Origin of the sequence: Streptomyces marispadix (genome assembly GCF_022524345.1) — a bacterium.
Lineage (GTDB): Bacteria > Actinomycetota > Actinomycetes > Streptomycetales > Streptomycetaceae > Streptomyces > Streptomyces marispadix.
In genome coordinates this window covers 5,511,754-5,536,732 of sequence record NZ_JAKWJU010000002.1, presented here as the reverse complement: position 1 = coordinate 5,536,732, position 24,979 = coordinate 5,511,754, and the positions used below count along the sequence as shown (strand labels likewise).

General features: G+C 71.6%; 20 protein-coding genes and 1 pseudogene. 7 read left to right on the top strand and 14 right to left on the bottom strand.

From position 1 onward, the window contains the following. Window positions 1–4: 4 nt before the first annotated feature. The gene (gene bla, locus MMA15_RS23060; RefSeq protein WP_308290626.1) at window positions 5–943 is read right to left on the bottom strand and encodes a class A beta-lactamase; all 939 of its coding nucleotides are present in this window, start codon (window positions 941–943) and stop codon (window positions 5–7) included. 277 nt (window positions 944–1,220) lie between these two features. On the opposite strand from bla, the gene MMA15_RS23055 reads away from it, so the two are divergent. Together MMA15_RS23055 and MMA15_RS23050 are read left to right on the top strand one after the other, a co-directional pair. Continuing rightward, window positions 1,221–3,974 (top strand): ABC transporter substrate-binding protein, encoded by a 2,754-nt coding sequence (locus MMA15_RS23055; RefSeq protein WP_241062003.1) that lies wholly within the window; start codon window positions 1,221–1,223, stop codon window positions 3,972–3,974. A 145-nt stretch (window positions 3,975–4,119) separates the two neighbouring features. Then, complete coding sequence (locus tag MMA15_RS23050) at window positions 4,120–4,485, top strand: PALP domain-containing protein (RefSeq protein ID WP_241062002.1); 366 nt, start codon at window positions 4,120–4,122, stop codon at window positions 4,483–4,485. A 308-nt stretch (window positions 4,486–4,793) separates the two neighbouring features. Here the strand turns inward: MMA15_RS23050 and MMA15_RS23045 are convergent, their stop codons facing one another. Both MMA15_RS23045 and MMA15_RS23040 read right to left on the bottom strand, forming a co-directional pair. Beyond that, window positions 4,794–5,186 carry a RidA family protein gene (locus tag MMA15_RS23045; RefSeq protein WP_241063391.1) on the bottom strand — a complete coding sequence of 131 codons (393 nt, stop codon included), beginning with the start codon at window positions 5,184–5,186 and terminating at the stop codon, window positions 4,794–4,796. A gap of 107 nt (window positions 5,187–5,293) precedes the next feature. Further along, window positions 5,294–6,430 carry an acyl-CoA dehydrogenase family protein gene (locus tag MMA15_RS23040; RefSeq protein ID WP_241062001.1) on the bottom strand — a complete coding sequence of 379 codons (1,137 nt, stop codon included), beginning with the start codon at window positions 6,428–6,430 and terminating at the stop codon, window positions 5,294–5,296. Window positions 6,431–6,577: 147 nt separating this feature from the next. Between MMA15_RS23040 and MMA15_RS23035 the strand changes: the two genes are divergently transcribed. The 3 genes from MMA15_RS23035 to MMA15_RS23025 all read left to right on the top strand — a co-directional run bounded on the left by MMA15_RS23035 (window position 6,578) and on the right by MMA15_RS23025 (window position 9,642). Further along, complete coding sequence (locus MMA15_RS23035) at window positions 6,578–8,389, top strand: AMP-binding protein (RefSeq protein WP_241062000.1); 1,812 nt, start codon at window positions 6,578–6,580, stop codon at window positions 8,387–8,389. 53 nt (window positions 8,390–8,442) lie between these two features. After that, window positions 8,443–9,228 (top strand): PaaX family transcriptional regulator, encoded by a 786-nt coding sequence (locus tag MMA15_RS23030; protein WP_241063389.1) that lies wholly within the window; start codon window positions 8,443–8,445, stop codon window positions 9,226–9,228. 183 nt (window positions 9,229–9,411) lie between these two features. Further along, a complete protein-coding gene (locus MMA15_RS23025; RefSeq protein WP_241061999.1) occupies window positions 9,412–9,642 on the top strand; it encodes a DUF3099 domain-containing protein in 231 nt (76 codons plus the stop codon). A gap of 54 nt (window positions 9,643–9,696) precedes the next feature. Here MMA15_RS23025 and MMA15_RS23020 read toward each other — a convergent pair. Both MMA15_RS23020 and MMA15_RS23015 read right to left on the bottom strand, forming a co-directional pair. Then, window positions 9,697–11,995, bottom strand: a pseudogene (locus MMA15_RS23020) (bifunctional salicylyl-CoA 5-hydroxylase/oxidoreductase). Between the two features lie 37 nt (window positions 11,996–12,032). Then, entirely contained in the window at window positions 12,033–12,860 is an 828-nt protein-coding gene (locus MMA15_RS23015) for an enoyl-CoA hydratase family protein (RefSeq protein ID WP_241061998.1), read from the bottom strand. Window positions 12,861–13,083: 223 nt separating this feature from the next. On the opposite strand from MMA15_RS23015, the gene MMA15_RS23010 reads away from it, so the two are divergent. Next, window positions 13,084–13,929 (top strand): sulfite exporter TauE/SafE family protein, encoded by an 846-nt coding sequence (locus MMA15_RS23010; RefSeq protein ID WP_241061997.1) that lies wholly within the window; start codon window positions 13,084–13,086, stop codon window positions 13,927–13,929. A gap of 61 nt (window positions 13,930–13,990) precedes the next feature. Here MMA15_RS23010 and argF read toward each other — a convergent pair whose 3' ends face one another. The 7 genes from argF to MMA15_RS22975 form a co-directional block, all read right to left on the bottom strand. Next, window positions 13,991–15,019, bottom strand: coding sequence for an ornithine carbamoyltransferase (gene argF, locus MMA15_RS23005; RefSeq protein WP_241061996.1), 1,029 nt, complete (start codon window positions 15,017–15,019; stop codon window positions 13,991–13,993). A gap of 148 nt (window positions 15,020–15,167) precedes the next feature. Further along, entirely contained in the window at window positions 15,168–16,400 is a 1,233-nt protein-coding gene (locus MMA15_RS23000) for an arginine deiminase (protein ID WP_241061995.1), read from the bottom strand. A 123-nt stretch (window positions 16,401–16,523) separates the two neighbouring features. After that, complete coding sequence (gene mmuM, locus MMA15_RS22995; RefSeq protein ID WP_241061994.1) at window positions 16,524–17,507, bottom strand: homocysteine S-methyltransferase; 984 nt, start codon at window positions 17,505–17,507, stop codon at window positions 16,524–16,526. After that, window positions 17,504–18,427, bottom strand: a complete 924-nt coding sequence (locus MMA15_RS22990; RefSeq protein ID WP_241061993.1) for an LLM class F420-dependent oxidoreductase — start codon at window positions 18,425–18,427, stop codon at window positions 17,504–17,506. Before MMA15_RS22990 ends, mmuM begins: the two co-directional genes overlap by 4 nt. 201 nt (window positions 18,428–18,628) lie before the next feature. After that, a complete protein-coding gene (locus MMA15_RS22985; protein ID WP_308290625.1) occupies window positions 18,629–19,087 on the bottom strand; it encodes a DUF6099 family protein in 459 nt (152 codons plus the stop codon). Window positions 19,088–19,204: 117 nt separating this feature from the next. Then, the gene (locus MMA15_RS22980; RefSeq protein WP_241063387.1) at window positions 19,205–19,534 is read right to left on the bottom strand and encodes a nucleotide pyrophosphohydrolase; all 330 of its coding nucleotides are present in this window, start codon (window positions 19,532–19,534) and stop codon (window positions 19,205–19,207) included. A 94-nt stretch (window positions 19,535–19,628) separates the two neighbouring features. Then, a complete protein-coding gene (locus tag MMA15_RS22975; protein ID WP_241061991.1) occupies window positions 19,629–20,957 on the bottom strand; it encodes an ATP-binding protein in 1,329 nt (442 codons plus the stop codon). 497 nt (window positions 20,958–21,454) lie between these two features. Between MMA15_RS22975 and MMA15_RS22970 the strand changes: the two genes are divergently transcribed. Beyond that, a complete protein-coding gene (locus tag MMA15_RS22970) occupies window positions 21,455–22,255 on the top strand; it encodes an SGNH/GDSL hydrolase family protein (protein ID WP_372498290.1) in 801 nt (266 codons plus the stop codon). A gap of 152 nt (window positions 22,256–22,407) precedes the next feature. Here the strand turns inward: MMA15_RS22970 and MMA15_RS22965 are convergent, their stop codons facing one another. Then, complete coding sequence (locus MMA15_RS22965) at window positions 22,408–24,405, bottom strand: ABC transporter ATP-binding protein (RefSeq protein WP_277401337.1); 1,998 nt, start codon at window positions 24,403–24,405, stop codon at window positions 22,408–22,410. Next, window positions 24,405–24,872 carry an ABC transporter transmembrane domain-containing protein gene (locus MMA15_RS28030; RefSeq protein WP_308290581.1) on the bottom strand — a complete coding sequence of 156 codons (468 nt, stop codon included), beginning with the start codon at window positions 24,870–24,872 and terminating at the stop codon, window positions 24,405–24,407. Before MMA15_RS28030 ends, MMA15_RS22965 begins: the two co-directional genes overlap by 1 nt. Window positions 24,873–24,979 lie beyond the last annotated feature (107 nt).

Here is a 24,979-nt window from a genome sequence, read left to right as displayed (position 1 = left end):
TGCGTCAGGCGAGTGCCCGGGCGACGAGCCGTGCCGTCTTCGCCAGCAGCGGATAGTCAGGCTCGGCGTCCGCGGACTTCTTGGTGGTGAGGACCGCCAGTACCACCGGCTTGCGTTCGCGTGCGGTCCAGGCGATGCCTACGTCGTTGTTGGTGCCGTATGCGCCGGAGCCGGTCTTCTCCGCGACGGTCCACTCCTCGGGAAGCCCCGCTCGCAAGCTGCGGTCGCCGGTGGTGTTGCCGCGCAGCCAGGCAGTCAACTGCCGCCGCCCGGACCGGTCGAGGGCGTCGCCGAGCGTCAGACGCATATATGTCCGTGCGACGGCCCGCGGCGAGGTGGTGTCCGTCTTCCGCCATGGCTCCGCCGAGTTCAGCTCGGTCTCCGTCCGGTCGAGGCGTGTGACCTCGTCGCCGAGGGAGCGGCAGAAGCGGGTGATCGCGGCGGGGCCGCCGAGTTCGCGCAGCAGCAGATTCGCGGCGGTGTTGTCGCTGAACCTGACGGCGGCGTCGCAGAGTTGTCCGAGAGTCATGCCCTGGTCGAGGTGTTTCCGGTTACCGGTGACCGGCGAGTGCTCCACGAGGTCGGACTTCGAGTAGCGCACCCGCTCGGCGAGTACGTCGCCACCGCCGTCGGCGTCCCCCTCGCGTTCTCCGCCTCTCAGCAGCGCCGCCGCGGCGAGCGGCTTCCAGGTGGAGCACAGGGGGAAACGTTCGTCCGAGCGGTGCCGCACCGTCCTGCCGCTGTGCGTGTCGTGCGCGAACACCCCTACGCGGGCGGAGTGTTCATTCTCCAGCCGCCGCAGCGGACCGGTGATGTCCTCGACGTGCGCTCCCCCGCCGGACGGCTGACCGTCCTCTCCCGTGGCGGCGGTGCAGGCGGCAGTCAGTACGCCCGCCGCCCCCGCGGCGAGCATCGAGCGACGCGAGGGACCCTTCAGCGGCACGCTCAACTCGCAGCCCTTCCACGACGGTTCGCTACGGACCTCTCAGTGGATCACGAACTCCGCCCGTACACGGACGGTTTCGGTCACAACGGGCCGACTCCCCCGCTCTCGCCCGTAAGTTCTTGCGTGGCCACCACAAGAGAGGGAAAGATGCGCGGAGGCCGGGCCGTCGGGGCGCTGAACGAACGCCCGCCCCGGCCGCCGAGTCCGGTTCGTAGGGCCGAGGGGCGGGGGCCACGGCATCTCGCGGCGGCCTGCCCACGGGGGGTGAAGTGCCGTGGCGTCGTTGATTCCGCCGCTGCCCAAGATCGAAACGCTGATCGACGCGCTCGAGCAGCTCATCAAGCTGCCCCCGGGCAGGCGCGGTCCGTCTCCGCTGGTGATGCTCAGCCAGCCCGACGACGCGCGGGAGGCCGAGCTGATCGCCGACGGGCTGTGCGCCCGACTCCGCGTCGGCGGCCGTGCCCGTGTCCCTTACGCACAGGTCGCGGGTGCGCCGTCGGGCCCCCGCAGCGAGCGGATCGGCGATCTCTTCCAGAAGCTGGAGCAGGAGCTGGAGCGCAACCGGCCCGGAGGCTTCGGCAAGCTGCGGCTGCCCCGCTTCACACTGATGTGCAGCGTCGTGGAGACAGACCTCGCGGAACGCCAGAACGCCGTGCAGGCAAGGGAGTTACGCGATCGCTGCTTCGCCGAGCGGCGCAAGGACTCCAACTTCCTGAAGGCGCTGGAGAAGGTCAGCGGCGGCGACCAGGCACCCACGGGCATCCCGGCGTTCCTCTGGTACTGGACGCGCCAGCCGCTGTTCAACGTGCTGCCGCGCTGGCTGTACGGACGGCTACAGGAACGCCGTATGACGCACAAGGGAAGCTGGTACCGGCAGTGGACGGACCTGCCGAAGGGCACGGGCTTCTTCCAGGACGCGTCGCGGTTCGCGGGCACCGCACCGGTGCTCGGCCCCGAGGCGGGTGTGCTCGCGGGCCTGGCGGACGCCATGGCGGAGGAGCAGGAGACGGCTCAGGAGCGCGAGGAGCGGCTGGACCGCACCACGGGTCTGCTGCTGAGGGCGCTTCTGGAGGATCTGGAGGCGGCGTTCCGGCGGCCCAGGCTCTCCCCCTGGGGGCGGCGCCGTAAGAGCCGGTTCGTGATCGTGCTCCCGCAGGCCGGCGAGTACCCGGAGTGGAGGGAGCGGCTGCTGGCGGAGTTCCCCGGCGCCGTCGAGGAGACGGGCAGCACGAGCGTGGTGCTCGTCTGCACGGAACGCTCCGGCGACTTCGGCGGCGAGCGCGCCGAGAGCTTCACCGAGGCCGCCATCACGCTGAGGTCCTGGAAGGAGATGTCGGGGCGCGGCGGTGCCCGGGTCGTGCGGGTCCGTGTGGAGGGCGAGCCGAACGACGCCGCCGCCACCCGCTGGCTCGGCCGCAATCCGGAGATCTATCCGGAGCGGATCTACTCGGACGGTGCTCCGCTCGCGGAGGCCGCGCTCAGCACCGTGCTCGTCCTGGCCTTGCTGGGCGGCGCAGGCGTCTGGGGCGTCAACAAGGTGCTCGACGACACCAGCACCCGGTGCATCGGCCCGGCGGTGGCCAAGGCCGGGACGCCGCAGGCCGGCCGCGTCCGCAACGACTGGGAACCGTACGAGGTGTACAAGGAGTCGCTGGACCTGCTGAAGGAGAACAACCGGGCAGCGGAGCGCGCGGAGAAGCAAGGCGCGATCGTGCGGACCGTGGTCTATCTGGGCGTGCCGGTCGAGCCCGACTCCGGAGACGAGGCCATGTACAGCGGCGCGATTCCCGAACTGCGGGGCGTCGCCCTCGCCCAGCGGGAGCTCAACGGCGAGGCGGCCCGCGACGCCGACAACAAGGTCAGGCTGAAGGTGGAACGGCTCGACGCCGGCGACCGTTTCTCCAAAGCCCCCGCCGTCGCCCGTGAGTTGGTGGACGAGATGAGGTCGCAGAAGCCGGAGAAGCGGGAGGAGATCCTCGGCGTGGTGGGCCTCGGGCAGAGCCGCCAGGACACCATGGAGGCCCGCGACATCCTCGGCGACGCGGGTCTGCCGATGCTCGGGACGGTGGCTACCGCCGAGAGGATGCAGGGGCACAAGTACTACCGGCAGGTCGCCCCCGACAACAGGCGCGAGGCGCGCATCTCGGCGGACTTCGCCCGGCACGGCAACATCGTGAAGACGGGGCCCGAGACCTGCGCACCCGCCGAGAAGGCCATCGTGATCGCGGACCCGTCCGACGAGTACAGCAGCAATCTCAGCGACCGGTTCCGCCGTGAGTTCGGCAAGCGCGACACCCGCACCCTCTGGTACACGCCCGACACCGACAGCGCGAACCGCGACACGGGCGGCAGTGACGACGTCAACTGGGCCGACTCGTCACGCGACTTGGCGGAACAGGTGTGCTCGCGGCTGCACAGGAAGAAGCCGCGCACCGTCGTGTTCTGGGCGGCGCGGGCAAACGAGTTCGGCGCGTTCCTCAACGACTTCGACAAGCTGACCGACTGCGACAAGGTGCACGTCCTGGGAGGGAACGACCTCACCAACTCCGTCGTGGACCAGCAGGAGCCGAGCAAGAAGCACCCCGGAGCTCGCCTCTACTACGCCGCGCACGCCCTGCCCGCGAGTCGCCCCCGCAACAACGGTGCCAAGGTCTTCCACAACATCTATCTGGAGGAGTTCGGCAAGGACCACTGGAGCAACGACGGCCGTACGGCGCTGTCCTGGGACGCCATGTACGTCCTCTCCGAGGCGGTCAACACGGCTCTTCAGAACTCCGACCGAACGGAGCTGACCCGGGCCGCGGTGCGGGACAACATCATCGAGCCCATGAAGCTGCGGGGTGCTACGGGCTGGCTGACTTTCGGCGAGGGCGATCCGGTCCCGCGCGACAAGCGGCTGCTGATCCTGCACGACACGCCTCACGGCGCGGAGGTCTCGCTGGACTGCGGGCTGTGGGACGCCGACAAGGAGCGCAAGAAGTGGGGGACGAAGGAGGAGTTCAGGTGTCCGCGGGACGGGGCGCCGTGACGGGGCGCGGCAGCCTGACGGGGGCGCGCAGCGCCGATCGCGATGCACCCGGTCGGTCCGGGTCGCGCCCGGATGTCGCCGCAGCCCACGCAGGCGTGATGGACGGGACCCGCGGCACTGTCACACGTTGCCGCTACGCTCCAGCATGACGACACAGGCCGCAGAGTCAGGGGCGAGCAGGGCTCCGCTGATCCCCCAGCCCGCGTTGACGCGCGAAGCGCTGCGCGAGGCTGTGCGCTACATCAAGCCGCTCAACCTGAGCCAGTACGACCGCGAGCTGGGCGAAGCTTTCGACCAAGCCGTCCGTACGGAATCCATCGGCTGGACGCAGGGGTTCCTGATCAAGTGGGCGACGTTCATCGCCGTCGAGCGCTGGCCGGAGCGTGCCGCGGACTTGCGTGCGGCCGAGCAGGTCACCGCTGATCCGTCGGCATCGGAAGAGCAGATCCGCGAGGCCCAGACTCGAATCAGCCGCATCCTGGCCGACGCCGAGCGAGAAATCGAACGGTGACCGGCGAAGACACCTGGCAGTACGAGTTCGTTCCTGACGAGGCGTTCGTCGCCGACGGGCTCCCTCCAGAAGGCAAAAGCGAACGGGAGGGCGTCGTCCGAGGATTGCTCGACCCTGGCTCAGCTGCGCCTGGAGGCCGGGAACGACTACGACGAACAGAACCCCAGGCGGCTCCGGTCGGTCAGCACTGACCGACTGATCGTCTGGTACCAGAAGTTCGAGTACCGCAAGAGGATCTACGTGGTCCGCGTGAGCTGGTTCGGCTGACGACAGCGGAGGTCGGCGCCCCGTCACGCCACCGGCACCCGCTACGGCAGCACCGCGATGCCGTCCAGTTCCACCATCGCCTCCTCGTCCCACAGCCGGGTCACGCCGACGACCGCCATCGCCGGATAGTCGCGGTGCGCGTGGCGGCGCCAGACGGCACCCAGTTGGCGGGCCTCGGCACGGTAGGCGGCCACGTCGGTCGCGTAGACGGTGACGCGCGTCAGATCGGCAGGGGTGCCTCCCGAAGCGGCAAGCGCCGTGAGCAGGTTGGTCAGCGCCTGCTCGAACTGGGCGGTGAGCGTGGCGCCGACGACCTTGCCCTCCGCGTCCAGCGCGGTCTGTCCGGCGAGGAAGACGATGCGCGAGCCGGTGGCCGTCACGGCGTGGGAGAAGCCCGTCGGCGGGGAGAGTTCGGGCGGATTGGTGCGCCGCAGGCGAGGTTCGTGCCCGTGCGGGCCGGGCTCGGCGTCCGCACGGTTCCCGGCACGTTCGCCGTCCCGGTCGTGGGCGGCGGTGCCGTCAGGGTTCTCGTCGGGCTCGGTCACTTGTACAGCTCCTTCGCGATGACCGAGCGCTGCACTTCACTCGCTCCTTCGTAGATACGGGGCGCGCGGACCTCGCGGTAGAGGTGTTCGAGTAGATGGCCCCGCTGGAGGGCGGCTGCGCCATGGATCTGCACGGCGGTGTCGACGGCCTGCTGGGCGGTCTCCGTGGCGAGCAGTTTCGCCATGGCCGCGCGGCGTGCGATGTCCTCCTCGCCCCGGTCGTAGGCCGCCGCAGCGGCGTAGACGAGCAGCCGTGCGGCCTCGACTCGCGTCGCCGTCTCCGCCAACTGGTGTGAGACGGCCTGGAGTTCGCGCAGGGTGCCACCGAACGCCTCGCGTGCGCCCGCGTGTCGCACGGCCGCGTCCAGCGCGGCCTGCGCCATGCCCGTGGCGAAGGCGCCGACGCTCGGACGGAAGAGGTTCAGCGTGCGCATCGCCACGCGGAAGCCTCCGTCGACCTCGCCGAGCAGATCGTCACGCGAGACGGGCACCCCGTCGAAGGTGACCGTGCCGATCGGATGCGGGGAGAGCATCTCCAGTGGTTCGCCGCCGAGTCCGGGCCGCCCGGCCGGTACGAGGAACGCGGTGACGCCGCGCGAGCCCGCGCCCTGTGACGTACGGGCGAAGACGGTGAACACGTCGGCGTGCGGTGCGTTGGAGATCCAGGTCTTGGTGCCGGTGAGACGCCAGCCGTGCCCTTCCCCTTCGTCGTCCGGCTCGGCGCGCAGGGCGAGGGCCGCGGCGTCGCTCCCCGCGCCCGGCTCGCTGAGCGCGAATGCGGCCACGGCGCGGCCCGAGGTGACCTCGCCCAGCCAGCGTGCGCGCTGGGCGTCCGTACCGGCGAGGGCGAGCGGCCCCGCGCCCAGCCCCTGAAGGGCGAGAGCCGTCTCGGCCTCGGTGCACGAGTACGCCAGCGACTCCCGCAGCAGACACAGGTCGAGGGCGCTCGCGGGGCGCCCGTCGGGCGCGAACAGCCGCCCGAGCAGGCCGAGTTCGCCGAGGGCGGCGAGCAACGGGCGGTTGATGCTGCCTTCCTCGCCCGCCTCGGCGAGCGGACGCAGCTCACGGGCCCCCAGCTCCCGTAGCTCCTCGCACCATGCGTGCTGCTCGGGGTCGAGCGCGAACGCGGGCATCTGCGGGCCTCCTCCTGCTCATGACGGCGGCGGTCACGCGGCCGCCCCTGATCCTCTATCGCGGACCGTTGACTGTCGTCACCAACACGTTACGCTCAACGGCACACCGGCGACACCGGCCACGGCACACCCCCGAGGGGGCCCGCGATGCAACTGAGCCCGTCCGCGCACGTCGACACCTTCACCCGCGACAGCCTGCCCCCGAGCGAGGAATGGCCGCAGCTCCGCTTCGACCGGCCCGAGTTGCACTACCCGGCCCGCCTCAACTGCGGGGTCGAGCTGCTGGACGTCTCGGCCGAACGTTACGGCGCGGACCGTCCCGCCTTCCGCGCCGACGACGGCGAGTGCTGGAGCTATGGCGAACTGCGCGCCCGCGTCGACCGGATCGCCCACGTACTCACCGGCGTGCTGGGCGTGGTCCCCGGCAACCGTGTGCTGCTGCGCGGCCCCAACTCCCCCCATCTGGCGGCCTGCTGGCTCGCGGTGATGAAGGCGGGGGCGGTGGCCGTGACCGTACTGGCGGCACAGCGGGCCCACGAGCTGCGCAAGGTGTGCGACATGGGACGGATCAGCCACGCGCTGTGCGACGCGGGCGCGTTGGATGAGCTGGAGAAGGCGGAGATACCCGGGCTGCGGCTCACGCCCTTCGGCGGCGACGGCCCCGGGGACCTGCTGGCGCTGTGCGAGTCGCAGCCCGACCGCTACGAGGCGGTCCGGACCGCTGCCGACGACGTCGCCATGATCGCCTTCACCTCCGGTACGACGGGGCGGCCCAAGGGCTGCGTCCACTTCCACCGCGATGTGCTGGCCGTGGCCGACACCTTCTCCGCGCACGTGCTGCGCCCCACGCCCGACGACCTCTTCGCGGGCAGCCCTCCGCTGGGCTTCACCTTCGGGCTGGGCGGACTGGTGATCTTCCCGCTGCGGGCCGGCGCCGCCGCCCTGCTGGGGCAGTGGAACGGGCCCGAGCAGATGCTCGCGGCAGTCGAACGGCACCGTGTGAGCGTGCTGTTCACCGCACCGACCGCCTATCGCGGGATGCTCTCCAAGCTCGGCGACGCCTCCGCACCGGCACCTGCGGGACGGGCCCGCCCGTATGACATCTCCTCGCTGCGCCGCTGTGTCTCCGCCGGGGAGAACCTGCCCGCCGCCACCTACGAGGCGTGGCTGGAGAGAACCGGCCTGCGGATGATCAACGGCATCGGCGCGACGGAGATGCTGCACATCTTCGTCTCCGCCGCCGACGACGACGCCCGCCCGGGGACGACCGGTGTGGCCGTGCCGGGCTTCGAGGCCCGGGTGGTGCACAGGGACGGCGACGGACTCCTCACGCCGGTGCCGGACGGCGAGCCGGGCCTGCTGGCCGTACGCGGTCCCGTCGGCTGCCGCTATCTCGCGGACCCCCGGCAGCGCGAGTACGTATGCGACGGCTGGAACCTGACCGGCGACACCTACATACGCGACGCCGACGGCTACTTCCGTTACGTGGCACGCGCCGACGACATGATCGTCTCGGCGGGCTACAACATCGCCGGCCCCGAGGTCGAGGAGGCCCTGCTGCGCCATCCCGCCGTGGCGGAGGCCGCCGTGGTGGGACGCCCCGACGAGCGGCGCGGCCAGATCGTCGTGGCACACGTGGTGCTGCGCGAGGACGAGGGGGATGCGGCCGGGCCGGGCGCCGTGACGGCGGACGTGCTGCGGGAGTTCGTCACCGGACAGCTCAGCCCGTACAAGTGCCCGCGCGAGTTCGTCTTCGCCGATTCGCTGCCGCGCACGCCCACGGGAAAGCTCCAGCGGTACGTACTGCGCGAGGCGGGCGCGGCGACGGCGAGAGAGGCGACGGGGACACGGTCGGGAACAGGGCCCGAGGCGGGGACCGGAACCGGGGCCGCCGCCGAGGCAGGGTCCGCCGGGCGGCCGGAACCGGGCGCGCAGACCCCTGACGGGCAGCCCGCCTAGAGTGACCGCGTGAATCAGCAGCCCCCGCTTCCCGGCCGTCGCCGGGGTCGCTCATCCTCACCTTCTACGGCGCTTACGGGCGTGCCTTCCCCGGCAGTACGGTGCCGATCGCCGCGCTGATCCAGCTCCTGGGCGCAGTGGGCGTCGACGCACCGTCCGTGCGGTCCGCCGTGTCCCGGCTCAAGCGGCGCGGACTGCTCACCGCGGACCGTCCGGGCAGCAAGGCCGCCGGGTACGCGCCCTCGGCGGCCGGGCGTGAACTGCTCGACGACGGCGACCGGCGCGTCTACGCCCGCACCGTGCCGGACGGCCGCTGGCTGCTGGCCGTCTTCTCCGTGCCGGAGAGCGAGCGGGGCCGCCGCCACATACTCCGCTCCCGGCTGGCCCGCCTCGGCTTCGGCAACGCCGCGCCCGGAATCTGGATCGCGCCGTCCCATCTGGAGGAGGAGACCCGTCACAGCCTGGGGCGGCTCGGTCTCACCCCGTACGTGGACCTCTTCGCGGGGACGCACGAGGGCTTCGAGCCGACGGCGGACGCGGTGGCGCGCTGGTGGGACCTGCCGTCGCTGGCGGCGCTGCACCGGGCGTTCCTGGACGTGCACGAGCCGGTGCTGCGCGCCTGGTCACGGCGGCGCGACGCGTCGCCCGAGGAGGCGTACCGGGACTATCTCCCCGCGCTCGACGCATGGCGGCGCCTGCCGTACGCGGACCCGGGGCTGCCGCCTTCGCTGCTACCGGCGGACTGGCCGGGCGAGCGCTCGGCGGAGGTCTTCTTCGCGCTGCACGAGAGGCTGCGCGAGCCGGGACGCGAGTACGCGGTGAAGTTCGCGCAGGGATGAGCGGGTTGGGGCCGCCGCGCAGGGCGCCGGGTGGGCGTCCCGGCAGACGCATGGCGGCCCGTGAACACCGCTGAGCCCCGTGAACCGCGGTGAGTCCTGTGAGCCCCGTGCACCCCGCTGAGCCCTGTGAGCCCCGCCGGGCGCGGACTCCCGCCGGGCTCGTCGCCGCAATACCCTTGAGGTGTGTACGCACAACGGCGCAGGCGCTATTTCGTGCTGATGACGACATGCCTGGTGCTCTTCGTCAGCGCCTGGAGCTTCGTGCGCCTGATCTCGGTCCCCGCCGCCGTCGGGCTGTGCGTCGCGGCGCTCGTGATCCCGCCGATCGCCGCCATCGTGGGCAACCGCCGCGGCCCCGACGACCGCTGGTTCGACGAGGACTGGAACCCCGACCGCGACACCTACCGCCGATGACGCCCGCGGCGGTCCCGGCGCTGCCCGGCCGTCTACCGCTGCCATCCGCCCGCGCTACAGCGTGAGCCTCGGCTTCGGCGCGTCCGTACGTCCCGTCGGCGGTTTGCGGCTGCCCGCACGGTAGGGCAGCGGCCAGGGCGCCCCGGGCCCCTCGTAGCCCTGGTCGGCCGCGGCGTGCAGCGTCCAGTGCGGGTCGTAGAGGTGCGGACGTCCCAGCGCGCACAGGTCGGCGCGGCCCGCGAGCAGCAGCGAATTCACGTCGTCCCACGAGGAGATGGCGCCCACGGCGATGACGGGGACGCCGAGGGTGTTGCGGATGCGGTCCGCGTACGGGGTCTGGTAGGAGCGTCCGAAGTCCGGCCGCTCGTCGGCGACGACCTGCCCGGTGGAGACGTCGATGGCGTCCGCACCGTGGTCGCGGAAGGCGGCGGCGACGCCCAGCGCCTCCTGCGGGGTGATGCCTCCCTCCGCCCAGTCGGTGGCGGACACCCGTACCGTCATCGGCCGCTGCCGCGGCCACACTTCGCGTACCGCGTCGAAGACCTCCAGCGGGAAGCGGAGGCGTCCCTCGATGCCGCCGCCGTATTCGTCGGTGCGGCGGTTCGTCAGCGGTGAGAGGAAGCTGGAGAGCAAGTAGCCGTGGGCGCAGTGCAGTTCGAGCAGGTCGAACCCGGCGCGTGCGGCCCGGCGGGCCGATTCGGCGAACTCCTCGCGTATGGCGGCCATTTCGGCGGCGGTCAGGGCGTGCGGCACCTGGTTGACGCCTTCGCGGTACGGCAGCGGCGAGGGCGCCACGACCGGCCAGTTGCCCTCCGGCAGCGGCTCGTCGATGCCTTCCCACATCAGCCGTGTCGAGCCCTTGCGGCCGGAGTGGCCGAGCTGCACGCCGATCGCGGTCCCGGGCGACTGCGCGTGCACGAAGTCCGTGACGCGGCTCCACGCCGACTCCTGCGCTCCGGTCCAAAGTCCCGTACAGCCGGGCGTGATCCGGCCCTCGGGCGAGACGCAGACCATCTCCGTCATCACGAGTCCGGCGCCGCCCAGCGCACGCGCGCCGAGGTGTACGAGGTGGAAGTCGCCGGGGATTCCCGCGCAGTCGGGGCCCTCCTCGGCGGAGTACATGTCCATCGCGGAGACGACGACCCTGTTGCGCAGCGTCAGTCCACGCAGCCGGAAGGGTGTGAACATCGGCGGCGTACCGTCCTCGATCTCCGCCTCCGCCTCCACTCCCGCCACGAAACCGGGGTCGCGCAGCCGCAGATTGTCGTGGGTGACCCGGCGGCTGCGGGTGAGCAGATTGAACGCGAACTGCCGTGGCGGCTGGCCGACATAGGTGGCCAGGTCCTCGAACCACTCCAGACTTCCGCGTGCCGCACGCTGCGTCGAGAGGACGACCGGCCGGCGCTCCTCCTCGTACGCCGCGAGCGCCGAGGGCAGGTCCGGCTGCTCCTCGACGCATGCGGCCAGCGCCAGGGCGTCCTCCACGGCGAGCTTGGTGCCGGAGCCGATGGAGAAGTGCGCGGTGTGCGCGGCGTCGCCCAGCAGCACCACGTTCCCGTGCGACCAGCGCTCGTTGACGACCGTACGGAAGGCGATCCACTGCGAGTTGTTGCCGCGCAGCGGCCTGCCGCCGAGGGTCTCGGGGAAGAGCTTCGCGCACTGCTCGGCCGAAGCGCGCTCGTCCATGCCGTCGAACCCGGCGGCGCGCCAGACCTCTTCGCGTGTCTCGACGATGACGGTCGAGGCGCCCGGCCCGGCTTCGCCTGCCGACTCGTAGGGATAGGCGTGCAGTTGGAGCACGCCGTGCTCGGTCTCGGCGATCTCGAAGCGGAAGGCGTCGAGTGCGAAGTCGGCGGCGAGCCAGATGTAGCGGCAGCGGTGCTCGGTCACCTTGGGCCGGAAGGCGTCGGCGAAGGCGTCGCGGGTGGTGGAGTGCACGCCGTCGGCGGCCACCACCAGGTCGTGTACGGCGGCCAGTTCGGCCGCGGGCGGCGCCTCGCAGCGGAAGCGCAGGTCCACGCCCAGTTCGCGGCAGCGCTCGTGGAGCACGGCCAGCAGCCGGCTGGCGGCCCAGCGCGGCGAAGCCGTGGCCGCCGGAGGTGAGGGTGCTGCCGCGGTGGACGATGTCGATGTCGTCCCAGCGCACGAACTCCCGCTGGAGCGCGGCGTATACGGCCGGGTCGGCGTGTTCGATGCCGCCGAGCGTCTCGTCGGACAGCACGACGCCGAAGCCGAACGTGTCGTCGGGGGCGTTGCGTTCGTACACGGTGACGCTTCGGGAGGGGTCGAGACGCTTGAGCAGCGCGGCAGCGTAGAGACCGCCGGGTCCGCCCCCGATCACGGCGACGCGCATCCCGCCGGTGCCGGATGCGGCGTGCGGCCCGCTCATCTCACTTCCCCCGCCACTTCGGCGAGCGCTTCTCCGTGAACGACGCGTGGAACTCGGCGTAGTCCTCGCTGTGCATCAGCAGCGCCTGCGTCGAGGCGTCCATCTCCACGGCGGCCGACAGCGGCAGATCCAGCTCGGCCGTGAGCAGCGCCTTGGTCTGGGCGTGTGCGAGCGCGGGGCCGTCGGCGAGGGTGCGGGCCAGTTCGGCGGCGGCGGAGTGCGCCTGCCCTTCCTCGGTCAACTTGCTGATGAGACCGATGCGTTCGGCCTCCGGGGCCCTTACGGGCTCCCCCAGCATCAGGATGCGGGTGGCGTGGCCCAGGCCGACCACGCGGGGCAGCAGATACGCGGCGCCCATGTCGCCACCGGAGAGACCGACCTTCGTGAACAGGAACGAGAAGCGCGCCGTGGGGTCGGCGACGCGGAAGTCGGAGGCCAGCGCGAGCACGGCGCCCGCGCCCGCCGCGACCCCGTGCACCGCGGCGACGACGGGGAACGGCGCCTCCCGCAGCGCCCTCACGACCTGGCCCGTCATGCGGTTGAAGTCCAGAAGCTGGGCGGTGTCCGTGTCGAGGGTCGCGCCGATGATCTCCTCGACGTCGCCGCCGGAGCAGAAGCCGCGCCCCTCCCCCGCGAGCACCAGCGCACGCGCCCGTCGCTCCCGCGCCAACTCGGCCAGCAGATCGCGCAGATCGGCGTACGCGCCGAAGGTGAGGGCGTTCAGCCGCTCGGGCCGGGCGAGGGTGACGGTGACGACGCCGTCGTCCTCCGTGACCTTGATGTGCTGCCACTCCTCGGTGGCGCGGGCCGATCCGGTGTACGGGCTCATGGGTGGGGGCCTCCTCCACGGCGTTGCCGGCACCGTGAACGTATCACCGGTTCGTGACTGCCGTCACGGGTGCGCGATAGACACCGGGCGGGGACGGACCGCCGAGACGGGCCGGGCGACCGGCCGGACCGTCCGGCTGCGACGGCCGTGAACTGCCGCAAGGCCGACCGGCTAGCGTTGTGGCCGGTCACGCGAGGGGCCCGGCTGCGAAAGGGACTGGCTGATGGAGTTCGATCCGCTGATACTCGCGCTGCTGGCTCTCTTCGGGCTGGCGGGCGGCATCGGCATCACCGCGGTGGGCCCCGGCGGAGTGCTGCCCACCATCGGGATGTTCCTGCTGACGGGGCTCTCCCCCTCCGGGGTCGCCGGGACGGCCATCGCAACGCACATCGCCACCGGCGCCCTCGGCACGGCCGCCTACACCCGCTCCGGTCAGCTACGTGATCCCCGTACGCGCCGTATCGCGCTGGTGCTGTCGACGGCCGCGCTCGTCGGCTCCCCGCTGGGCGTCTTCTTCAACACCCTTGCCGACGGGCGGGTGTTCGCGATCCTGCTCGCGATCGCGGTCGCCACGACGGGGATACTGGTGTGGCTGCGGGAACGCCGTACGGCGGGGACGGCGGACGCGGCCCGAGCAGCCGACTCCGGTGGTGGGCCGACGAGTTCGGACCCCGGGACGGGCAGCGGCGCGGGGAGCGGCACCGGGCCCGCGAGCCTGTCTCCCGTCACAACCGCCGCCCTCGGGCTGCTGGTCGCCGTCGCCGCGGGGCTCTTCGGCCTCGGCGGCCCGATGCTGAGCGTTCCCCTGCTGGTGATCGCCGGACTGCCGCTGCTGCCCGCGCTGGCCGCCGCGCAGGCACAGTCCGTCGTCATCGCGAGCGTGGGGACCGTGGCCTATCTGGTGCACGGCTCGGTCGACTGGGCGCTCGCCGTCCTCGTCGGCGTCCCCGAGCTGGCGGGCGTGATGATCGGCTGGAAGATCGCCCACGCGGTGCCCACCCGTAAGCTCAAGTACGCGCTGGCGGGAACCCTGTTGGCACTCGCGCCCTATCTGGCGCTGCACGGATGACCGTGTGCGCGGAGCCTCAACGGGCCCACGCCCGGCGGGCCTTCGTACACCCGGCGGGTTCTCAGTAGCCGGGCCGTCCGTGATTCTCACCGGCGAGCGTCGCGACGAGCAGCGCCTTGATCGTGTGCATCCGGTTCTCCGCCTCGTCGAAGACGACGGAATGTTGGGCCGATTCGAAGACCTCGTCCGTGACCTCCAGGGAGTCCAGGCCGTGCCGCTCGTGGATCTCCCGTCCCACCGCCGTGCCCAGGTCGTGGAAGGCGGGCAGGCAGTGCATGAACTTCACCTCCGGGTTGCCCGTGGCCCGCAGTACGTCCATGGTCACGGCGTAGGGACGCAGCAGCGCGATGCGCTCGTCCCACACCTCCTTGGGCTCCCCCATCGACACCCAGACGTCGGTGGCCACGAAGTCCGCGCCCCGCACGCCCTCTTCGACCTGCTCAGTGAGGGATATGCGCGCCCCCGTACGTGCGGCGAGGCCGCGCGCACGTGTGACGACGGGCTCCTCGGGCCACAGTGCGCGCGGGGCGACGATGCGCACGTCCATGCCGAGCAGCGCGCCGGTGACGAGATAGGAGTTGCCCATGTTGTTGCGGGCGTCGCCGAGGTAGGCGAAGGCGGTGGCGTCGAGGGGCTTGGCGCAGTGCTCGGTCATGGTCAGCACGTCGGCGAGCATCTGCGTGGGGTGCCAGTCGTCGGTCAGTCCGTTGTAGACGGGGACCCCGGCGTAGGCGGCCAGTTCCTCCACGACGGCCTGGCCGCTGCCCCGGTACTCGATGCCGTCGTACATCCGCCCCAGCACCCGCGCGGTGTCCCGTACGGACTCCTTGTGCCCTAGCTGCGAGCCGCCCGGGTCGAGATAGGTGGTGCCCGCGCCCTGGTCGGCGGCGGCGACCTCGAAGGCGCAGCGGGTGCGGGTGGAGGTCTTCTCGAAGACCAGCGCGATGGTGCGGCCCCGCAGCCGCTGCGGCTCGGCGCCCGCCTTCTTGGCCACCTTCAGTTCGGCGGCCAGGTCGATCAGGTGACGGAACTCCTCGGGGGAGAAGTCCAGTTCCTTGAGGAAGTGGCGGCCCGTGAGGTCTGTCGCCATGAGGGAGGGCTCCTAGGTCGCTGGCAGGTGCTGAGCTGACTGACGTCCGACCATGGAATTCTATACCGACGCCCGAATCTCTATACAGGACGGTCCCTTGCGCCCTCGGCGCTCGCCATGACCGCCGTGCACGGTCGCCCGGCCGTGCTCAGACCGGGTCCCTCTCCACGGGGCAGCTCATGCACCGGGGTCCGCCCCGGCCGCGGCCCAGCTCGCTGCCGGGGATCTCCAGCACCTCGACGCCCTGCTTGCGCAGATGCGTGTTCGTGGTGACGTTGCGCTCGTAGGCGAGCACGACGCCCGGCTCGACGGCCAGCACGTTGCACCCGTCGTCCCACTGCTCGCGCTCGGCGGAGTGCACGTCCTGGGTGGCCGTGAGGACACGGACGTGGTCCAGGCCCAGGGCGGCCGCGATCGCCCGGTGCATGTGCTCCGGCGGATGGTCCGTGACCTTCAGCTCGTTGACGCTGCCGCCGGGCTCGATGGTGTACGAGCGGAGCATGCCCAGCCCCTCGTACTGGGTGAAGGTGTCGCCGTCGACCATCGTCATCACGGTGTCCAGATGCATGAACGCCCGACGCTTCGGCATGTCCAGCGCGACGATCGTACGGGCCGAGCCCGCCGCGAACAGGCCGCGCGCCAGCATCTCCACGGCCTGCGGGGTGGTGCGCTCGCTCATCCCGATCAGCACCGCGCCCGAGCCGATGACCAGCACGTCTCCGCCCTCGATCGTGGACGGATATGCGCCCTGGCCCTCCGACCACACGTTGAACGCGGGGCTGTCAGGACCGGCGAACAGCGGGTGATGGTGGTAGATCGCCTCGAAGTGGACGGTCTCGCGCTGGCGGGCGGGCCAGCGCATCGCGTTGATCGAGACGCCGTCGTAGACCCAGGCCGAGGTGTCGCGGGTGAAGAGGTGGTTGGGCAGCGGGGCGAGCAGGAAGTCGTCGAGGTCCATCACATGGAAGCGGACGGAGGCGGGCTCCTCGTAGCCCTCCAGGAACTCGCGCTTGGTCATGCCCCCGACCAGCGCCTCGGTCAGATCCTTCGTCGGCAACCGGTCGAAGGCGGCGCGGAGATGGGCCGTGGCGAGCGGCCCGTACTCGTTCTCGTGGAAGACGCGGTCCAGTACGAGCGCGCGGGCCGAGGGGATGTCGAGGGTCTCGGCCAGCAGGTCGCCGAAGAGGTGCACCGCGATGCCGCGGTCGCGCAAGGCGTCCGCGAGGGCGTCGTGCTCCTGGCGGGCACGGCGGACCCACAGCACGTCGTCGAAGAGGAGGTCGTCCTTGTTCGTCGGCGTGAGGCGCTTCAGCTCCAGGTCGGGGCGGTGCAGGATGACGCGGCGCAGCCGTCCGGCCTCTGAGTCGACATGGAATCCCATGCCTCCATCCTCTCCGAGGTCGACGTGACGCGCGTAGTGTTTGCGGAAGCTCCAGCGCACGGGCCAGGCTCAGGGGGCCTCGCCCCTGCCATGGGCGCTACGTCGCCGGCCGGGGCGTAAGCCTCAGCGCTGCCGCAGGGACGGCTCGTTCGCCAGCCCTGCGATGAGGTCCGGGCCCACTCGGCAGCAGCCGCCGATCAGCCGGGCGCCGTCCGCCGCCCAGCCCCCGGCCAGATCCGCCGACCAGGAGACGGGACCCTGCCAGGCGCCGCCGGGAAGCCCGGCGCCCGCATCGCGGTCGCCGCCGGTTCCCCGGTCGCGGTCGTCCGGACGGTCGCGGGGGCCGCGGTCGCCGGCCCAGCGTTCGCCGCTGTCCGGATAGACGACCACGGGCTTCCCCGTGACCTCCGCCGCCGTACGGACCGCACGGCCCGCGTCGGCCGGCGCACAGCAGTTGACGCCGACGGCCGCCACCTGCTCCTCCCCGGCCGCCGCCTCGAAGGCTTCCGCGAGTGGTTGACCGGCCCGGGTGCGGTCGCCTTCCACCGTGTAGCTCAGCCACACCGGCACGCCGCAGCCTGCCGCCGCCCGCAGCAGTGCCTCGGCCTCCTCGGCGTCGGGGACGGTCTCCAGCGCCAGCACGTCCGGTTCGGCCTCCGCCAGCGCCTCGATCCTCGGGCGGTGGAAGGCGGCCAGCTCCCGCACGGTCAGTCCGTAACGGCCGCGGTACTCGCCGCCGTCCGCGCGGACCGCGCCGTAAGGGCCGACCGAGGCCGCCACCCACACCGGGTGCTCGCCCGCCGCCGCGCGGGCCAGAGCGACGCTGCGGCGGAAGAGCGCCGCCGCCTCGCGCCGTCCCGTACCCGCCCGTGCGAAGCCCTCGAAGGACGCCTGATAGCTGGCGGTGATGAGCACCCTGGCGCCCGCGCGCACATAGGCGGCGTGCGCCGCCTCGACCCGCCGGGGCTCGTCACGCAGCAGCCGCGCGGTCCACAACTCGCCGGAGAGATCGCCCCCTTGGGCCTCCAGCTCGTTGGAGAGCCCGCCGTCCAGTACGAGCGGCCCGCGCGCCAGCGCGGTGCTCAGCGGCACGGCGGGCCGGGTCACGAGAGCTGTGTCCGTACCTGTTCGGAGATCAGCCGCAGGTGGTCCAGGTCGTGCAGGTCGAGGATCTGGAGGTAGATACGGGAGGAACCGGCCTGCTCGTAGCGGCCGATCTTGTCCACGACCTCGGCGGGCGAACCGGCCAGGCCGTGCTCCTTCAGCTCCTCCACATCCCGTCCGATGGCCGCGGCCCGGCGTGCGGTCTCGGCGTCGTCCTTGCCCACGCACGCCACCAGCGCGTTGGACAGGACGATGTCGTCCGCCGTGCGGCCCGCCTTCTCGGCCGCCGCGCGCACCCTCGCGAACTGCTGCTCGCTGTCCTCGACGGATGCGAAGGGGATGTTGAACTCGTCGGCGAAGCGTGCCGCGAGAGCGGGCGTACGGACCTTGCCGTGACCGCCTACGAGCACCGGCACCCTGGACTGCACGGGCTTGGGCAGCGCGGGCGAGTCCGTGAGCGTGTAATACCTGCCGTCGTAGCCGAACTTCTCGCCGGCGGGGGTCGACCAGAGCCCGGTGACGATCTCCAACTGCTCTTCGAGCCGCCCGAACTTCTCCTTCGGGAACGGGATTCCGTATGCGGTGTGCTCCTGCTCGAACCACCCCGTGCCCAGGCCGAGTTCGACCCGTCCGCCCGACATCGCGTCGACCTGGGCGACCTGGATGGCCAGCGGGCCCGGCAGCCGGAACGTGGCGGCGCTCATCAGCGTGCCGAGCCTGATGCGGCTCGTCTCACGGGCCAGCCCTGCGAGGGTGATCCAGGCGTCGGTGGGGCCCGGCAGGCCGTCCCCGTCTCCCATGGCCAGATAGTGGTCGGACCGGTAGAAGGCGTCGAAGTCCAGCTCCTCCGCGGCCTTCGCGACGCTCAGCAGCGTCTCGTAGCTCGCTCCCTGCTGTGGTTCGGTGAATACGCGCAGCCTCATGACGACCATCCTGCCTCAACGGATGCACTTCCCTTCAGGAGCGGGCGGGCCCTCAGAAGCGAGCAGGCCGCTCACCCGTCGTATCCCGTGCGATGTCCCCGTGTTCGTCTCCCCGTGTCCGCTTCCCCGTGGCCTGCCTCGCGCGGCACCGCGTCGCGCTGGTCCGATTCCGCGCCCGGCGGGCGCATCGGCGCTGTCCCCTCAAGCGGCCGGGCCGTGCTCATGCGCCTCCAGCCTGCGCAGAATGCCCGACACCCGGTCCTCCGACTCGTCGGCGGCGTCGATGGCCTCGATGCACTGCCAGTACAGCCCTTCCTCGCGTGCGGTGACGGCCACCAGCACCAGGGCCACGCCCGTCTCCGCCAGCAGTCCGCTCAGGTCGGACAGCGCGCACTTCGGGTCCTGGATCTGGGAGAGCCGGTCCGCACGCGCCTCGCGCGACTCGCTGATACGCATCCCGGAACCGGTGCCCGAGCGGCGCGCCTGGGTGCCCGCCTCGCTCAGGCCGAGCGCCTCGCTGCGCACCGACTGCGGGCCGTACGCCGCGAGATGACTCCCGATCGCGCCCGCGAGCGCTTGCACCTGCCATGATTCGGCGACGATCTCTTCCACGGACTCGCACTCGGCGAGCGCGTGCCGGGTGGCCTTGATGAGATGCACCGCATCCAACTACGCCACCTCCCTCCACAAGTCACTACGGAGAGTGACTTCCAATAGGCATGTAAGCCGGGGTAATTGAGGTCAATCCGGACATACTGCCTGGCGCGAATAACTTCGTCACTTCATAGAGTGACCGGTTCCGGGTACCGGGAAACGCTTCTCATTCCGTTCGATCTTCGCGGCAAGCGCTTTCAGCACATCGATCCCCAGCACTTCGCAGAACTGGAGCAGATACGAGAGGACATCGGCGACTTCGTCCTCGACGCGGCGCGCGGACTCGGGGCACTCCATCACCCCGGCCGACTCCTCAGGCGTCAGCCACTGGAAGATCTCGACGAGTTCGGACGCCTCGACGCTCAGCGCGGCGGCCAGATTCTTCGGCGTGTGGTACTGCCCCCAGTCGCGTGCGGCGGCGAACTCCGCGAGCCTGGCCTGGAGGCGGGCCACGGACTCGGGCGGGTCCGGTTCGCCGGAACGGCCAGAGGGAGCGGACGGCGAGGAGGCGGAGGACGGGGAGGACGGCGAAGAAGGCGCGGGGAATTCACTCACCCCCCAGGTCTACCAGGGACACTCCCGGGTGCCGCGCCGCCTCCTTCCCAGCACACCCCGCATCGCCCACCGCGGCCAGCAGCCGCACATGCCCCCGCTTCCCCATCCGCACCGCAAGCGCGATCAGTTCGGCCGTCTGTCGAGCGTCCAGACCGCGGTCGAGACCATCGGCCAGCACCGTCAGCGCCTGGCGCGCGGGAAGCACCTCCTGCGCGGGGTCCATCGACAGCACACCGGGGCCCGTGAGCAGCACCAGAGAGAGGGCCGCGTAGCGCAACTCCCCGTCGCCCAGCCACTCCAGGGGCGTACGGACCTCGCGCTGCATGCGGGCGGGGGCAGGGTCCGACGGGCGGGCAGGGACGCCGACGGGGGCGGTGCCGACGGCACTTCGGCCCGTACCGCCGTGGCGGACCACCACCGCGCGCACGCGTCCCCTGTCGCCCGCCTCGTGCGAGACGTCGGCGATCAGATCGGCGACCGGGCCCGCGCACCCGGCACGCAGGGCGTCCACGAGATGGCCGTGCCGCACGGAGCACTCCGTACGCGTACGGCGCCGCACGGCCGCCAGGTTGTCGCAGCCGCCGCGCAGCAGGGTGTCGGCGGCGGGTACCGGGTCGCGCATGGTCTCCGGGCGCGGGTCGCAGGCGAAGACGGAGCGCAGCGCCACCACCACCTGCTCGGCGGCGGCCAGCACCCGCCGCTCCTCCTCGGTGCCGCCCGCAACTCGCAGCGGCAGCAGGGCCGTTGCGAGCCGGTCGGCGGGCAGGCGCGCCCGCGTGGTGCGTCCGGCCCCGGCGCTGTGCCACTCGGCGCGGACGGCGGGGCGTGCGTCGTCGCGCAGAGCGGTCCTCAGCAGCGTACGGCCGCCGCTCAGCGACAGGCGCTCACCGGCGACGAGCAGCCGGGGCTCTGCCTGCACCGCGAGGTCGAACCGCACGGCGCCGGCGGGGCCTTCGACGGTGCAGCCGAGGCGGAAGCCGCGCCGTCCCTCGCTGTCGGGGTGCGAATCCTGCGGCACGCATGCGCTCGCGCCTCCGCACGCCGGGCCGAAGACCTCGCCCAGCGCCTCGCCGCCGCCGAGCCGGGCGAGCGCCTCATACGCCTCCAGCGCGGCCGACTTGCCGCTGCCGCCGGGCCCGCGAAGCAGGGTGACCGGGGCGAGCGGGACGGTGCGGTCGCGCAGTGTGCGGAACGCGGCCAGATGCAGTGCGGTCACGACGGGGGCGGGCAACCGGCCCTCGGCGGCGGCCCGTTGGGACGGCGGCTGGGCGGCCGGGGTCGCGTCCGTGCTGTCCCCGGTGCGGTTCCTCGTGACGTGCATGCCGGGAAGGTAAGCGGTGCGGGGGCAGCGGAACCGTTCCACTGAGCCGGTCCTCCCCCGAAAGAGCGACGCATGAGGGGCAGCGTCGACGCCGGGAGCGCTCGTTGGTTGCGAACGTGAAGCAAAGCGGCGTCAGTTGGGGAGTGACGGCGGGCGGCGGACTGCGTGAGGGGACGGTGAAGGCTCTTCACGGCAGGCAGCGGGACCGGACCAGAGGCAGGACGCCCGCGCTCGCGTGGCACCGCCCGAAGCCGCCGCCCGCACACCGGAATCGCGTAAGCAATTTCGATCAGGCAGCCCGGTGAAAACGGAAAGAAAATCCGCCCGCATTGCCGGTATTGCGACCTGGAATGGATCACCGAAACATGATCGGAAAGCATCGCGTTTATCGAACCGTGATCCAAAAATTACGTGCCCGGACGTATCCACGCGCGTGAGGCTGCTGCTATTCCTGAGTTGTTCCGTTCTCATCCCCCACCTTCGGAGAAGACAACTTCATGCGCTCGTTGAAGCTGCTGTTCGCCGCATTGCTCGCGATGGTGGCCATAGCCTTCGTCGCTCCGGGTTCGCAGGCTGCCGCGGGCAAATACGTGGCTCTCGGCGATTCCTATACCGTCGCTGTAGGAACGAAGACCTACGACAATCCGGACGACGCCTGCCGCCGTGGCCCCACCTCGTACCCGAGGCTGTGGGCCGCCGCCCACCAGGAGGTCGCATTCGTCGAGGCGGCATGCTCCGGCGCGACCACGGCCGACGTGATGAACACGCAGATCGGCCAGCTCACACCGGATACGTCACTCGTCACGTTGCAGATCGGCGGCAACGACGTCGGATTCGTCGACGTGCTGAAGAACTGCATCCTCACCGCGGACGACGCCGACTGCATAGCAGGCGTCGACGCGGCCAAGGCGGCAGCGGCCAGCACCCTGTCACCCGCGCTTTCCAAGACGTACTCCGCAGTGCGCGCGGCTGCACCGTCCGCGAAAGTCATCGTCGTCGGATATCCGCGGCTTTACACAATTGGAGGTGACTGCGGCATTCTCGGCCTCAGCGACAAGGAGCGGTCCGCGCTGAACTCCGCGGCCGACACGCTCGCCGAGATCATGGCCACGCGCTCGAAGGAAGCCGGATTCCAGTTCCTGGACGCACGACCGGTTTTCGACCCGCACACCATCTGCTCGGGCAACGACGAATGGGTCACCAGCCTCGAGTGGGACAAACTGAACGAGTCCTACCACCCGAATGTCGAAGGCCACCGGGACGGCTACCTCGCCGCGCTCAACCCGCTCATGGGCTGACCGTCCGGCACATACACCCCTGGCGGGGAGGAGAAGGGCGTCCGTCGTGCTCGGCGGACGCCCTTCACCCGTCGTGGCACGGATGCCGGTGGCACGAATGTGAAGGCCCCGAGTCCCCTGCGCGGTAAGGAAGTTGCTGCTGCGAGCGAAGATCAGCGACGCGGTGGGACGCCGGGAGCGGGGCCGCGCTCCGGCGCACGCGCCGCGTGGTCCTCGGGTACGCCCCGTACACCGCCGGAGGCCTCACCCGGGCCGCCGGGTGCGGTCGCCGGAACGGTCCCCGGCGCGGGCGGCGGCGGTGGCGGGCCCGGCCGTCGGCCGGCGGCGGCACCGTTCGGGCGGTTGAAGGCGTCCCAGCCGCCGCCGTCGCGGGGCGCGGCCGGGGCCGACGCGGACGGTCGGGGAGGTGCCGGCGGCGTCGGCTGTGGCGGTGCTGCCTGCGTGGGCGGCGCCGCCGGGGCCGGCTGTGCGGGTGTCCGTGCGTGCCCTTGTCCTCCCTGCCCCTGGGACGGCGCGTGGCCTGCGCCCTGCCGTGCCTCGCCCGGGGCGGCACCACCCGGTGCACCGCTCGGCGCACGACGGGGCCCACCGCCCTGTCTCCCGCTGTGCCCACCGCCGGCAGCGCCGGTCGCGGTACCGCCCCCCGCGGCACCGCCCGAACTCGCGCTCTGCGCACCGGAGTCGGCGTCTCCCTCGCCCACGAGCATCTGGGACGAGGCGAGTTCGCGGTAGAGACCGTCGCGCTTCACCAGCTCCTCGTGGCTGCCGAGCGCACGTATCTCGCCGTGCTCCATCACCACGATCTGGTCGACGTGGGTCACCGTGGACAGCCGGTGCGCGATGAGGATGACGGTGCAGCGCTGTGCCGCCTGGTCGACGGCCTCACGCAGCGCCTGCTCGTTGCGCGCGTCGAGCTGAGCCGTGGCCTCGTCCAGCAGCAGCACCTCCGGCTTGCGCAGCAACGCCCTTGCGATGGCGAGGCGTTGACGTTCACCGCCCGAGAGGGAGACACCGCGGTTGCCGACCTCCGTACGAAGGCCGTCGGGCAGGCGCTCGATCAGCGCGTCCAGACGTGTCACGCGAAGCGCCTCGGCGATGTCGGCCTCGGAGGCGTTCGTGGCCGAGTACTTGAGGTTGTCCTCCAGCGTTCCCGCCATCACCGGGGAGTCCTGCTCGACGTATGCGATGCGGCGGCGCACCTCCGCACGGCGCATGGTCTCGATGTCGACGCCGTCGATGATGATCTGGCCCGCGGAAGGGTCGTAGAAGCGCTGGAGCAGCGCGAACATGGTGGTCTTCCCGGCGCCGGAGAGCCCGACGAGGGCGGTCTGCGTGCCGCCGGGAATGGTGTACGAGATGCCCTTCAACGCGGTGCCGCGGCCCGGGTAGGAGAAGCGCACGTCGCGGAACTCGATGGTCGGCGGCCTGCGGATGCCTGCGGCGCGTGCGCCGACGACTTGCAGCTTCATCGTCGAGGCGGGGTTGCCCTGCGGTCCCTCGTCACCGGCGTAACCGTTCGCATGGCCGTTGCGGGCGCCGTCGACCGGGCCTTCCCCATGGCCGTTCGTCTGCCCGTTCGCGGGCCTGCCGGGGCGCGGGTGCTTCGGCAGCGCCGTCGGCTCCGGCGGCTCCTCGTCGACGTCCGCCTCGACCGCCATCCGCTTGATCTGCTCGATGCGCCCTACGGCGCCCAGTCCCTGCTGGAGCATGCCCAGCCCGGCGACGAGGGAGCCGATGGGGCTGGCCAGATAGAAGACGTACAGCAGGAACGCGATGAGCTGCGGCGTCTCCAGATCGCCGGAGGCGACCAGCGCACCGCCGACACCGAGCACCGCGAGGAACGCCGCCTGGATGGAGACCCCGGAGAGGATCTTGACGAGCGCCACATAGCGGGCACCGACCAGCCCCGCCCTGTAGGCACCGTCGATGGCCCGGTCGGCGACCTCGGTCTCCCGGTCCTCCGCGCCGTTGGCCTTCACCGTGCGGGCAGCGCCGAGCGTACGGTCGAGCGCCGAGCCCACCGCGCCTATCGACTCCTGCGCGCGGGCGACGGCCTTGCGGATGCGCGGCAGGATGCCGCCCATGATCAGGCCGACGGCCATCAGCACCCCGACCGTCACACCGAGCAGCGGCAGATGGACCACGCCCATCAGCACCCCGGGGCACCTGCGATGCTGAGAACGCCGTTGGCGATCATGATGAGGCCCTCGGTGGCGGCGTTCTGCAACAGCGTGCTGTCGGAGGTGACGCGGGCGATGAGGTCGCCCGGCGGACGCCGGTCCAACTCCGGTACGCGCAGCCTGATCAGACGGAACACCAGGTCCTGCCGTACGCGCCGCACGACGCGCTCCGACGTGCGCTGCTGCCACCACGACTGGAGCCCGGTCAGCCCGGCGCCCGCGACCACCAGCGCACCGAGCAGGATGACCGGCCCCTTGACGTCCCCTCCGTCCGCGAGGGAGGAGAGGACGTCCTGCGCCACGAGCGGCTGCATCAGGCCGGCGCCGCTGGAGGTGAGCACGAGCAGCAGCGTCGCGAACAGGACGAGGCGGTGAGGACGGGCGTACCCCATCAGCACACGCAGCGGCGCACGCTTGCGGTGGTCGATGCGCAGCACGCTCGCCCTCGGGTCCCCGGGCCGTTCGGGCGCGGCCGGGTACTGCTGGGCGGGCCGGGTACTGCGGGGCCTGGGGCTGCGAGCCCTGGAAGAACCCGAAGGGCTCG

Coding starts and splice junctions, on each gene's coding strand:
- MMA15_RS23050 (WP_241062002.1), top strand. CDS start 4,120: ATGACGACACAGGCCGCAGAGTCAGGGGCGAGCAGGGCTCCGCTGATC.
- MMA15_RS23040 (WP_241062001.1), bottom strand. CDS start 6,430: ATGCCCGCGTTCGCGCTCGACCCCGAGCAGCACGCATGGTGCGAGGAG.
- MMA15_RS23035 (WP_241062000.1), top strand. CDS start 6,578: ATGCAACTGAGCCCGTCCGCGCACGTCGACACCTTCACCCGCGACAGC.
- MMA15_RS23015 (WP_241061998.1), bottom strand. CDS start 12,860: ATGAGCCCGTACACCGGATCGGCCCGCGCCACCGAGGAGTGGCAGCAC.
- MMA15_RS23010 (WP_241061997.1), top strand. CDS start 13,084: ATGGAGTTCGATCCGCTGATACTCGCGCTGCTGGCTCTCTTCGGGCTG.
- argF (WP_241061996.1), bottom strand. CDS start 15,019: ATGGCGACAGACCTCACGGGCCGCCACTTCCTCAAGGAACTGGACTTC.
- MMA15_RS23000 (WP_241061995.1), bottom strand. CDS start 16,400: ATGGGATTCCATGTCGACTCAGAGGCCGGACGGCTGCGCCGCGTCATC.
- MMA15_RS22990 (WP_241061993.1), bottom strand. CDS start 18,427: ATGAGGCTGCGCGTATTCACCGAACCACAGCAGGGAGCGAGCTACGAG.
- MMA15_RS22975 (WP_241061991.1), bottom strand. CDS start 20,957: ATGCACGTCACGAGGAACCGCACCGGGGACAGCACGGACGCGACCCCG.
- MMA15_RS22970 (WP_372498290.1), top strand. CDS start 21,455: ATGCGCTCGTTGAAGCTGCTGTTCGCCGCATTGCTCGCGATGGTGGCC.
- MMA15_RS22965 (WP_277401337.1), bottom strand. CDS start 24,405: ATGGGCGTGGTCCATCTGCCGCTGCTCGGTGTGACGGTCGGGGTGCTG.